The organism is Moorena sp. SIO1G6, assembly GCF_010672795.1.
Classification (GTDB): domain Bacteria; phylum Cyanobacteriota; class Cyanobacteriia; order Cyanobacteriales; family Coleofasciculaceae; genus Moorena; species Moorena producens.
In genome coordinates this window covers 14,592-27,016 of the sequence record NZ_JAAHFZ010000030.1, presented here as the reverse complement: position 1 = coordinate 27,016, position 12,425 = coordinate 14,592, and the positions used below count along the sequence as shown (strand labels likewise).

8 protein-coding genes are annotated in these 12,425 nt (G+C 43.3%); 6 read left to right on the top strand and 2 right to left on the bottom strand.

The annotated features are described in order from the left end of the window. Window positions 1-430: 430 nt before the first annotated feature. Window positions 431-3,403, top strand: a complete 2,973-nt coding sequence (locus tag F6K63_RS23895; protein ID WP_287313284.1) for an arylsulfatase — start codon at window positions 431-433, stop codon at window positions 3,401-3,403. 81 nt (window positions 3,404-3,484) lie between these two features. Here the strand turns inward: F6K63_RS23895 and F6K63_RS23890 are convergent, their stop codons facing one another. Continuing rightward, window positions 3,485-3,631: a hypothetical protein gene (locus tag F6K63_RS23890; protein ID WP_287313283.1), complete on the bottom strand. Its 147-nt coding sequence runs from the start codon at window positions 3,629-3,631 to the stop codon at window positions 3,485-3,487. 468 nt (window positions 3,632-4,099) lie between these two features. Between F6K63_RS23890 and F6K63_RS23885 the strand changes: the two genes are divergently transcribed. From F6K63_RS23885 to F6K63_RS23865, 5 genes are all read left to right on the top strand, one after another. Then, complete coding sequence (locus tag F6K63_RS23885) at window positions 4,100-4,645, top strand: EF-hand domain-containing protein (protein WP_071107005.1); 546 nt, start codon at window positions 4,100-4,102, stop codon at window positions 4,643-4,645. A gap of 615 nt (window positions 4,646-5,260) precedes the next feature. Beyond that, window positions 5,261-6,136: a class I SAM-dependent methyltransferase gene (locus tag F6K63_RS23880; RefSeq protein ID WP_071107006.1), complete on the top strand. Its 876-nt coding sequence runs from the start codon at window positions 5,261-5,263 to the stop codon at window positions 6,134-6,136. A gap of 196 nt (window positions 6,137-6,332) precedes the next feature. Continuing rightward, on the top strand, window positions 6,333-8,006 hold the full coding sequence (locus F6K63_RS23875; RefSeq protein ID WP_287313282.1) for a flavin-containing monooxygenase: 1,674 nt from the start codon (window positions 6,333-6,335) through the stop codon (window positions 8,004-8,006). A 101-nt stretch (window positions 8,007-8,107) separates the two neighbouring features. Continuing rightward, window positions 8,108-10,204 carry an ABC transporter ATP-binding protein gene (locus F6K63_RS23870; RefSeq protein ID WP_287313281.1) on the top strand — a complete coding sequence of 699 codons (2,097 nt, stop codon included), beginning with the start codon at window positions 8,108-8,110 and terminating at the stop codon, window positions 10,202-10,204. Window positions 10,205-10,747: 543 nt separating this feature from the next. Next, the gene (locus F6K63_RS23865) at window positions 10,748-11,020 is read left to right on the top strand and encodes a hypothetical protein (protein ID WP_071107009.1); all 273 of its coding nucleotides are present in this window, start codon (window positions 10,748-10,750) and stop codon (window positions 11,018-11,020) included. A gap of 11 nt (window positions 11,021-11,031) precedes the next feature. Here F6K63_RS23865 and F6K63_RS23860 read toward each other — a convergent pair whose 3' ends face one another. Further along, window positions 11,032-12,357, bottom strand: a complete 1,326-nt coding sequence (locus tag F6K63_RS23860; RefSeq protein ID WP_287313280.1) for an RNA-guided endonuclease InsQ/TnpB family protein — start codon at window positions 12,355-12,357, stop codon at window positions 11,032-11,034. Window positions 12,358-12,425: the final 68 nt, after the last annotated feature.

The following is a 12,425-nucleotide window of genomic DNA, read 5'->3' as shown; positions in this document are numbered from 1 at the left end:
TCTTACTTGTCTTACTTGTCTTACTTGTCTTACTTGTCTTACTTGTCTTACTTGTCTTACTTGTCTTACTTGTCTTACTTGTCTTACTTGTCTTACTTGTCTTACTTGTCTTACTTGTCTTACTTGTCTTACTTTTAATATATAAGTTTTGTTTATATTAAGAAATAATAAATAAACTAGAATTATTTTTGATAACTCACAAAAGTCACTTTGGCTAAAACCCTGACTGGATAAGGACTTCAATAATATCCTCTAGTTAAGTAAAATTAAAGATTATAAAGATTATATATATAAGTATCCCTAGAGATTAGCCTTAACCCCTTTGATTAGAAAAATAAATATAACTAGAATGCGATCGCAAACTCTGATAATGTTAAAAACGTTGGCAACGATTGCCTGAACTTAGCGACTGTTAGGAAGTCGAAAAACCATGAGAAAAATCTTAAGAAGGGCGAAAGTAATCGTCCTATCTTTCCTGATGGCTGTGTTTTCGGTAGGGAACATTTTTCCTGCCCCGGCACTGGCGCAGCAAATGCTGCCCCATCCAGCACAACCCTTCACCGCCAAAATTGGCCTAAGCTACGAAGATTCTACGGATCCCTATAGCGATGAGGTGAAACCAGCGTTGGAATCACCTGAGCTCTATGGCATAGAGAATCCCCCTAATATTCTGGTTGTGTTGCTCGACGACGTTGGCTACAGCCAGTTAAATACCTTCGGTGGCTCTGTTCCAACTCCAACTCTCGACACACTTGCGGAGAATGGCCTCCGGTATACAAAATTCCATACCACTGCCCTCTGTGCCCCCACTCGCTCCGCATTGTTAACTGGACATAACCACCATTCCGCTAGCAACGGGATTCTTCCAGAAATGGGTACAGGATTTCCTGGCTACTCCAGTATCATCCCTGACAGTACAGCTACCATTGGCAAGGTGCTCCATGAATATGGCTACGACACCTCCTGGTATGGTAAAGACCACAACGTACCTCAGTGGGAAACTAGCATCGCCGGTCCTTTTGACCATTGGCCTACCAATTTAGGATTTGACTACTTTTATGGCTTTGTTGGTGGCTCCACTGACCAATACCATCCAGCCTCTCTAGTAGAAAACACCACTCGCCTTCAGCCACCAGACACCAATGCTGACGGCACTCCTTACCACTTAACTGTTGACCTAGCGGACCACGCCGTTGACCATTTGCGCCAACTCAATGCCGTTGCTCCCCAGAAGCCTTTCTTTGCTTACTTTGCCACTGGTGCTACCCACGCGCCACACCAAGTGCCGAAGAAATGGATTGACGCCATTAAGGCAATTCAAGAAGCCAAGAAAGTTGAAAATAAAGTTGAAAATTTAGAGCCTGTTGTCGCCTCCCCTAAAGGTAGCTTCTTTGATTTGGCAGAGATTAAAGCTATGTTAGGCAAAGTGATCGACGGTGACTTGGATGTTCAGAATTTGGTTACTGCCATTCAAGAAATCCAAAACTCCGACACTAACATAGTCGCTAATAATCCGGATGCTGGCTCTGGAGGCTCAACTTTGGAAAAGGTCAAGGCCGCTTTAGAAAAAGCCATGGGCAGCGACCTTACTCTGGAGGAAGTGCAGACCATTATTGACAATAGTGTCGATTTCTCCAAAGGTTGGGACTACTACCGTGACCAGACCTTCCAACGACAAAAAGACCTTGGTGTAATTCCTGAAGATGCTTACTTAACTAAGCGTCCACTCTCTCTACAGCCCTGGGGCATCTTAGAACCAGATCATAAAGATGTCTACACCGCCATGATGGAAGTGTTTGCAGCTTTCACAGCTCAAACAGACCATGAAGTGGGTCGTGTTATCAAAGAAATTGAAAACATGGGCAAACTTGATAACACCCTGATTTTCTATATTGTTGGTGACAATGGCTCCAGTGCTGAGGGTGAATTGCAAGGATTGCTGAATGAATTGAGTGTATTCAATCAGATCGAAGAACCCTTTGAAGATAAAGTGCAAGCAGTTGACGATGGCACCCTAGGTAGCTATCTATACTACAACCATTTCCCAGCAGCTTGGGCTTGGGCGATGGACACTCCTTTCCAGTGGACCAAACAAATTGCCTCTCACTTTGGTGGAACCCGCAACGGTTTGGTGGTTTCCTGGCCGAATGGCATAGATGTAACACACCACAACACCACTCGCTACCAGTTCAGTCACGCCATCGACATTATGCCGACCATTCTAGAAGCAATCGGTATCGATGCTCCTGTGGAAGTTGATGGCATTGCTCAAAAGCCAATGGAGGGCACTAGCTTCTTTCATACCTTCAATCACCCTCATCATCAGAGTACCCACACTACTCAGTACTTCGAGATGTTAGGGAACCAAGGTATTTACAATCATGAGCTAGATTATCCTGACCCAGATAATCCTGACGTAACTATTACCGGTAAGGGCTGGATGGCCAGTGCTATCCGCAGTATTCCCTGGGATACTGATCCAATAGCAGATGAAACACTGCTACATATGAATTGGGAGTTGTACTGCATCGAAGATTGCGGAACTGGTGAAATCAGTTTGGATGAGAATGGAGAAAACCAGGTTTCTATTGAGGGATTATATTGCGATCAGCCATACGTTAAGTTTCCTAGTTCTGATTACCCTGATGATGGGAGTACCACAGTTTCCCTTAATGACTATGCTCAAGCCCACAACTTGGCTGACCAATGTCCTAACAAATTAGATGAGATGGTCAACCTCTTCTATGCTGAGGCAGCCCGTTACAATGTTCTACCTTTGGACGATCGCAAGATTGAGCGTTATGACGTTGCCCTCAGGCCTAGTTGGGTTCAAGGAGATCGGACTGAATTCACCTACCCCGACAAGATACGGGTCACAGAAGGTGCAATACCTGATGTCAGAAACAAGTATCACACCATTACAGCAAATGTCACAATTCCTGAGGGTACTGAGCCAGAGGGAATGTTAGCAACATTTGGTGGTCGCTTTGCTGGCTATGGCTTCTTTATCAATAAAGACCACAAGCTAGAGTATAACTACAACCTGTCTAACGTTAAGCATACTCCGATTGTATCGGACGATCCGATCGATTCTGGTGATTTATCGTTGAAAGTTGTTTATCTGCCCGATTCTGATCAAGATGAAGCTGGTGCAACTGTGACGTTGTATGCCAACGATCAGCAAATAGGACAAGGCTGTCTTGAGGAAAGCCTGCTTAGTCGTTTCACTATTGATGAAACCTTTGATGTTGGCTTCGATACCGGAACTCCTGTAAGTGATGAATATACTCTTCCGTTTGATTTTAACGGCACACTCGATACAGTCACGGTTGATATTTCCGGTGCAGGAACAACAAATAACGGCACAAAGTGTGTTGACACAGTGACGTCAACAAACAATTAACCTACTTGAAATTACATGCTGTAAGTTTTAAATCCTGAAGTCATCGACTCACAAAGGGCGGTCATTTGATCGCCCTTTTTTTTATAGGGTTTGTATTTGAGATGTTAATATAGGATTAATATAAAAAGGCAAAAGGCAAAAGGCAAAAGGCAAAAGGCAAAAGGCAAAAGGAAAGAGGAAAGAGGCAAGAGGCAAGAGGCAAGAGGTAAAAAATATTGTGTACCTCATAGCTATGAGAAACGTTATAAATAGTTTTTTATCTTAGGAAAAATGTGATCAAATATCTAATGGTTTGCTAATTATAATCTTTGATAATTTTATAAGTTTAGGAAGGGCGTTATCTAGTTAGCGATCGCATACAGCGCAGCAGAGCATATCGCCAACTTATACACACAACGATTAAACGTTAATTTTCCCTCTGGTATAGAAAGGCAAATTCCCAAATACCAATAATAGCAAGAGTTGGGTAATTTGATTAAAATTTATAAACAAATCCTTGACAAATAGTTTTTTTTATGAATTTATTACCAAGGCTATATTAGCTGTTTTGTAAGCATTCAGCTATCAGCTGATGCTGTTTTTACCCTGACCATCAGCTGTTGCTGTAACCAACGGTGTATTAATTGTGTCCCACTAGTTATCGAGGGTGTAAACTTAGTGTAAACTTGAATTTATTACTCCCTGGAGAAATTAATTATGCTAACTGAATTTCAGAAGCAGAAATTCCCAAGATTGTTTGAAATGTATGACGCCGACAATAACGGTTTCATTGAGCAAGCGGATTTTGAGCGCTTCCTAGAAAGCTACTCTCAGCTTCGCAGCTGGGAGCCAGGCTCACCCAACTACAATTCCTTTCAATCGAAGTTAATGTCTCGTTGGGATAGTATGCAAAAGTTTGCAGACACCAATCGTGACAATAGGATATCTTTAGAGGAATGGTTGGTATATATCGAGAATATCCTTAATGACCAAGACGCTTATGAAGCAGAAATAAAGGGCATCGCCGGTTTCGTCTTTAGCTTATTTGATACTAATGGGGATGAGCAACTGGATTTGGAGGAATACAGACAATGGTATCGAAGCGCCGGACGTGATGAAAATTTGGCTAACGAGGTATTCAAACGGCTTAATTTAAAGGATGATGACTCCATTTCTAAAGAAAAACATATCGAGCTGATCGATGAATTCTTCCGTAGTGAAGATCCCGAAGCACCTGGTAATTTTGTCTTTGGTCAAGGGTAGATAGAACGGTAAGCATATGCGCTACGCGCAGGCTACGCCAACAGCTATCAGCTGTCAGCCGTCAGCAAATCAACGGGAGGTAGTAAACAAGACGGTGCTGGTACGGCTGGTTGAAAACCCCTGCTCCTCTGATCCGACCCTGTGCAGTTAAAGCGCCTGCTAGCACCTCAAGTAGCACCATCTGTAGCGCATTAGCACCTCAAGTAGCGTGCGCGTAGCGCATTAGCTGATAGCTGACGGCTGAATGCTTACATAGAACCTTACAATAGACTTCGCGGCAGTTGTCGGGAACAGGGAACAGCGGATCACCGGAACAGTGGACAAGAATTGACGCAAAGCGATGCAGAGGTGCGACCCGTGGCGAATTTAATTCGACGACTGTAAGCGCACCTAAGTGGTCTTGGGGAGGCAGCGCGGTCTTGGGGGTTCCCCCCACTCGCTATTGCCGTGGTTTCCCCCACTCGCGCTTTGCATCAAGAACACTATTAGAAAAATACTTTTGCAAGAGGTCTAATATTCCTGTCACAGAAATGTTGCTAAGTAAGCGCCCAGTGTTGAAGGGGAAACTTGCTTCCCCTTTTTACTATTCCCTAAATCCCCAATTCCCAATTGCTAATGATGCAGGTGCCAACTAGTTCCTTCGACAATATCAGTCCCACAGCGTTACTAGTGGCTTATGCCAGACAGTTTACCGACATTCCTTATGGGCAAGAATTAGCACAATTGGTTAATGCTCAAGCTTTTGTAGAGCAGTTACAAAAACAACAATCCGATAAATCCTGTGAAGTAGCCGTTTTATTTGAAGGTCGGTATAAAGCTATCAATCAAGTGATGGCTCAATTTCAAAAAACTCAAATCCTTGAACTAGCCTCCGGTTTGGTGTCACGGGGTATGGTAATGTCTGGTAACCCTTCTACGACTTTTATCGAGAGTGATTTGCCAGGGATGATAACGCGCAAACAGCAACTGGTGAAACAGCTAATTGGCGATCGCTCAAACTTGCACTTTATTGGGATTGATGCCACTAGTCAACCCAGCCAATTCCCTATCGATGTAGGTTATCTAGATTCCCAAACGCCCATTACTGTAATATGCGAGGGACTACTGCTGTACCTGACATTTAATCAAAAACAGCGGTTGTTTGCTAATGTCCGGGAGTTGCTTCAGGTTTATGGTGGTGTGTGGATAACCCCTGATTTAATTACAAAAGAATATTTGAGTAGGGTACGGCGAAATAGCCCAGCTTGGCAAAAATTGAGCCAGACAGTCAGAGGAATGACAGCAACCTCAGACACAGATACTATCTTTGACAATTTCGATCAGGTTAGGCAGTTTGTAAGGGAGCAAGGGTTTCAGCTTCAGGCTTATAATAGCCTCAATGTATTAGACCAACTAACTTGCTGGCAACCGTTGGGGATTAATCCTGCTGTTGCCGAATCTACACTCGCGGATTCATTTGTTTTTGTGCTTACTACCGATATCGGAAGTTAAACTGAGATCTGGCACCATTGTCATTAATCGTAGGGTGGGCAGTGCCTACCAACATGGTTTGCAAGCTTAATTATCTGTCTGCTGCACTGCCCACCCTACATGAACTTAAGATAATCTTTAATATTGCCTTTTGAATGGATGCCTTTTGCCTTCAAATGCTAAGCTTTGTACTGAGCAGTATCAGAATTGCTATAGTATGTTAGATTGCATCGTGATTGGAGCAGGGCCAGCTGGTATAGTTACTACCAAAGAATTACTAGAGCAAGGTGTAGGCCAGGTAATCTGTTTAGAGCAAGCAGAGGATTTGGGAGGGGTTTATGCCAATGCCTACGACAGTTTAGTGCTGACTACATCTTGCGCATTTAGTATGTTTTCGGACTTCTGGATAGGTGATGGGAATCAGCACAAATTCTGGACAAAGAACGAAGCGGTTGACTATTGGAAGAGCTATGCCAAACATTTTGGTGTTTTAGATAAAATTCGTTTCAATTCCAAAGTTGTAGCACTCACTCCTGAAGAAAATCAAGGGTGGGAAATTAAATTAGCCTCTGGAGATATTTTGCACTCCAAACGGGTAGCTTTGGCAATTGGTAACAACAGTATCTCAAATTATCCAGAGTGGAAAGATTTATTAACTGAGGTGGAGTTTTCCCATTCCAAGGACTATCGTAATGCCGATAACTTTGTGGGCAAGACGGTATTAGTGGTTGGGGGAGGTGAGTCAGCTTCAGACATCGCCCTAGAAATATCTCGTGTCGCCAACAAGTGCTGGGTCAGCCTTCGCAATTCAGCTGGGTGGATAATACCCAGGAAGAGAGGTGACTATGCTGCCGATACTGCTAGCCATCGCGGTGTATACGGTCTACCAAGGGACTATGGAGATGCTTTGAGCAAACTTATCTTCCGATTAGAGTTGAGCAAAAACCATCCAGTTCATGATACTATAGTTGAGCTAAATCAGAAGGTTAAGGCTAAAAAAGGGGTCTGGGGTACATACGGAACTAAAAATATATCCTTACCCAAGGCAATTGTGTATCATGGCTGTCAAGTGGTCGGCGAAATAGTAAAGGTAAAAGATGGTGGCAGGACATTGATCGCGGCTGATGGGGAAACCCTTGAAAACGTGGATGCGGTAGTATTTTGTACAGGCTACAAAAACTATGTGTCTTTCCTACCTGAGCACTTGAGAAAAACTGACCCCCGGAGTCTTTACAAACATATCTTTCATGCCTTGTATCGGGATAAAATCGCTTGGATTGGTTGGGCACGTCCTGCCATTGGCAGTCAGTTTCCTGTTACGGAAATGCAAGCCAGATTTTTGGCCTTGATTTGTACTGGTAAACGAACTCTTCCTGCTTCTGAGGAAATGGAGCAGGTGGCATCTATTGATAAAGCCAAATATTTAGAACAGTTTGAACATAATGCTGCTCGGATCCGAAGCTTGCTTGATTATCATATATACATCGACGAGCTAGCTGATTTAATTGGGTGCAAACCGCCCTTGTGGAAATACTTTTTCTTACATCCTCGGCTCTGGTTTACCATCGTATATGGTCCGACCCAAGGTACCCAGTTTCGTTTACGAGGACCAGGCCAAAAGAAAGCTTTGGCTCAAGAGCTGATCAAGAAGTTACCAGTGATTCCATTCAATAATCACGTTATCAAAGCTGGTCTAAGAGGTCGTGTGATATATGGGTTCAAGGCTGTAGTTAAGGGGTTGATGAATTCGCTCTATTTTGCTATGAATTTGGCCAGAAACAAAGGCCAATCACCCTCATGGCTTAATCAGCGATGCAGCGCCGCCAAAGGGGGTTTCCACGGGGCTTACAAGGTGCGGACGCAGGTTCCGCACACAGAACCCAAACCATGAGCGACTGCATCAAGAAGGGCAGTAGGGAGTAGGTAGTAAACCCTAGAGTCAAGTTTTGTATGATTTAAGTTAACTCTGTTGACTTAATCCTCTTGAATGCCATGACTGACACTGTTCTTGACGTCCATAATCTGAAAGTCCAATTCCAAACCGATGTAAAACAGGTCACAGCCGTTGACAGCATTGACTTTCAACTGCGTCGAGGACAAACCCTAGGGATTGTGGGGGAGTCAGGCTCTGGGAAATCAGTCACGTCTTTGGCCATCATGGGTTTGATACCTTATCCTGGTAAGGTTACCAATGGGGAGATTTACTTCCGACCCTCAACTCGGGAAAAAGGGGTGGATTTACTAGGGCTGAGTCCTGATCACAAGCAGTCCTACCGGGGTGGTCAAATCTCAATGATTTTCCAAGAACCCATGACTTCCCTTAACCCAGTTTATACCTGTGGGTTTCAACTGACAGAAGCGATTCTGCAACACCAGGATGTTTCCCTAAAAGAAGCAAGGCGTCAAGCCATGGCTCGTCTTCAAGAGGTCAAGCTACTCCCTAGCGATCAACAATTGAGGGAGAGTTTTCTAGAGGAATTCCGTCGGGAGAACCCTGGTCAAGCTATACCGGGGGAACGGCTAATTAATCGCCACATTAACCAGCAAAAACGGGAAATTTTAAAGCGCTATCCCCATGAACTGTCTGGTGGTCAATTGCAGCGGGTGATGATTGCGATCGCAATTTCTTGTAACCCTGATGTGTTGATTGCTGATGAACCCACTACTGCTCTTGATGTTACCGTACAGGCAACTATTCTGGATTTGCTGAGGGAGTTACGGGATACCCGAGGGATGTCCATGATTTTTATTACCCACGACTTAGGGGTAATTGCGGAAATTGCTGACAGCGTAGCGGTGATGTACCAAGGCAAAATTGTGGAAAGGGGTGATGTCTGGAAAATTTTCTCTGAGCCAAACCATCCCTACACCAAGGGATTATTAGCCTGTCGCCCAACTCTGGATAAAACTGTAACATACCTACCAACTGTTTCTGACTTCATGGAGGTGGTAACTACTGCTAGTGGGGAAGAGGTAATCCGAGAAAAATCAAAAGGGTTGAATGTTGACCGGTTCCAGCTTCAAACTTCGTCAGATAACCTACCCTACGGGAACGCTAAAGGCGAACAACCTTCAACCTCCCAACCTTCAACCTCCCAACCTTCAACCTCCCAACCTTCAACCTCCCAACCTTCAACCTCCCAACCTTGGCCAAAAGGCCACGCTACGCGAACAACCTTCAACCAAACAACCACACAACCATTAGTTTCGGTGCGTAACTTACAGGTAGGCTTTCCCATTCGAGGCGTATTTGGCGGGACGAAACGCTATCTGATGGCAGTCAATGGAGTATCCTTTGATGTTTATCCCAGTGAAACCTTGGGCTTAGTAGGAGAATCCGGTTGTGGCAAATCTACCTTAGCACGAACATTGCTGCGCTTGATTGAACCAATGGGTGGAGAAGTAAACTTTGATGGTAAAGAGATTACCAAAATCAAGGGTATGGGTTTGCGGCAATTACGCCGTGAAATGCAAATTGTGTTTCAGAATCCCTTTAGTTCCCTCGACCCACGACTAAAGATTGGGGAAGCAGTGATGGAACCCCTATTGATTCATGATGTTGGGGGTAATAGTAAGGAAAAACGCGATCGCGTGGCTGAGTTGTTGGAGCGAGTGGATTTAAATCCTGACTGGATGAATCGCTATCCTCACGAATTTTCTGGAGGTCAGCGCCAGCGGGTCTGTATTGCTAGGGCACTCGCTCTTAATCCTAAGTTTATCATTTGTGATGAATCCGTTTCTGCTCTAGATGTTTCCGTACAGGCACAAGTCCTGAATTTGCTGAAACAATTGCAGGAGGATTTCGGCTTAACCTATATATTCATTTCCCATGACTTGAGTGTAGTTAAATTCATGAGCGATCGCATTATGGTAATGAACCAGGGCAAAATTGAAGAAATTGGTCCCGCTGACAGTATTTATCGAGAACCGAAACAGGATTATACTCGTCAGCTGATTGCTTCTATTCCCACTGGTACTCTCGATCGGATTCAACAGCAGCAACACAGACGACAAGCTATGGAAATACCTGAGATTAATGATCCATGGTCTATTAATTCTGAGATTAGTGATCCATGGTCTGTTAATTAAGGGAAAGGTTATTTTTTTTAAATTCAAAATGCCAAATTAAAAATTCAAAATTACATAAGCTATCAGCTAATGCCCTACGCGCACGCTACTTGAGGTGCTATCAGCCTCGAAGTCTGTGCCAGGAGTCATGGAATTTTCCCCATACTTTCAATTCTCATTAATCTGGAATTATTAAATTATCTCGTTCTAGGTTTATTGTAAGCACCTCAAGTAGCGTGAGCTTTTAGCTGACGGCTGACGGCTGACGGCTGACGGCTTACAAAATTACTAGCCTTATAATTTTGAATTGTTGACAACAAATACAAGCCTCTGAATTCATTTCGGGGGTATTTTTTAATTTTGAATTGATAATTTTGAATGGTCGCAAAGCAATTGACGTTCCTCCCAAATTAGTTTTTTAAGTTTTTTAACGTTTTTGCAGTATTTAGATGTTTTGTGTTATTATAAAAGTAAGGAGATAAGGAGATAGAAAGAAGCCAGCGCAAAGTTTCCATGGCAAACGCTGGCTTCTGGCTCCTCCATTAACACAAGGAGATAGATCCTATGCTAAAACCAATTCACCCTGATGGTGAGGGTCACCCCTACCAACAAACGGTGGAACAGGCTTCTGTGGAACAGGCTTCTAGCCTGTCCCACACTGACTATGAACTGGGGTATAGTCATAGATCCCTGATATCGCGATACCCGACATCGCTGTCAGTGGCGGATTTGCCACCTCATTTTGCGCTAGCGCTAGACTTTTGCAGTTCACCAGCCATAACCCTACTAGCCTGGGAACAAGACTTAGAAACTCTAGCAGTAGAGGAGGCTTTTTGACACTCCCCGGTCTAAAGACGCGGGGATTCTGCTGACAAGATAAACTTAGGTAACGTCCAAAGTCTAATCTTCGCTACGGTAGTCAAACACCGTCTACTCAGTCTGGATAGGTCTATGCCTAGCTTTCTGGCTACTTTTCTCAAGATATTTGCACTACCATTTAAGTCAGCATTTACTATTGACTTATTTGAAGTCTTATAAAGACCGCGCTTTACACGCTTTCCTGATGCTTTCCACCCACTTGGTTTTTCTCCATAAGCAGGTAGGGAGTCTCCATCAAGATAGCTGGCCTTACTGGTGTAAGCTTCCTCCGTCAATTCCAAATGGATTCCGTGTAAACTGCACAACTGAGATAGCCTATCTTTTAGCTTCCCTAAAGGTATTTGAACAAACTGTTGATTGTTTATCCTACCCATATTGGAGCATTGTTTAAAACCTTCATTCCAGCCTAGGACTATAGTCCCAATACTGTATTCAAGGCAATGGTTGATTATTATCTTAGCGGCCTTATTTATTCCATCTCTCATCCGATGGTTCCGTTTCCGAGTAACCCTATCAAGCCAATTATCCCAATAATCTTTTGCTCTACCTTTCTTTCTTGTAGAGACTTGCTTGTTCCAATATTGGTTAAAGGACTTCATGGCACGACAGTCTATTAAAAAAGAATTTCCTAAAGTGTCAACGCAAGCCGCTAAATTACTAGAAGTCCCTAAATCTATACTCAAAGCCTCTTTGCTTTTATCTTTGACTTGGACTGACTCTGGTATCTCATAAGATACTTCTAGGTAAAAAGCCCCATTTTTAGGTAAAATAGTCCATTCTTTTATTTTTATATCTTCTAAATTACTAGGAAAAGACAGAGAGAAGTTTTTGATTCCAAACCATCTCTTTACATTTAATCCCAGAGAAAAAGTAATTAAGTCTTCATGTCTCTTTGGCTTTTGCCCTCCTGAATTTGGATAAGAGACTTTAAACATCTTTTTCCCTTTCAAATATCCAGGAGGCTTCGGTCTACTTTTTAAACCCCCTTTGAACCAAGACTCTCTTAGCTTCTTATAGGATTTAAGTGCTTCGGCCACACTCATCAATGTCTGCTGGGCTGGGGTGGAGGGGAGAGACTTAGCTACAATCGTCTTTCCTACGCTTTTTTCATATATCAAGTCGAATTTACCTGTAAGTAGTTTTCCTGTTTTGAAAAACACTTGACGAGAAAAGTAAACTCCCATATTGTACAGTTTCCCTGACTGCTCACAAAGATAATTCAGGATTGCCTCTGTCTCTTTGTCCGGGTGTAAAAGGATTTGCTGAACCCCTACTTTTAACTTTTTTTTAGCCATTATCGACCCTCAGTAGTTTGTCGTTAACTATATATTAACCTACAATAAAAACAACAGCAAGTCCGGAG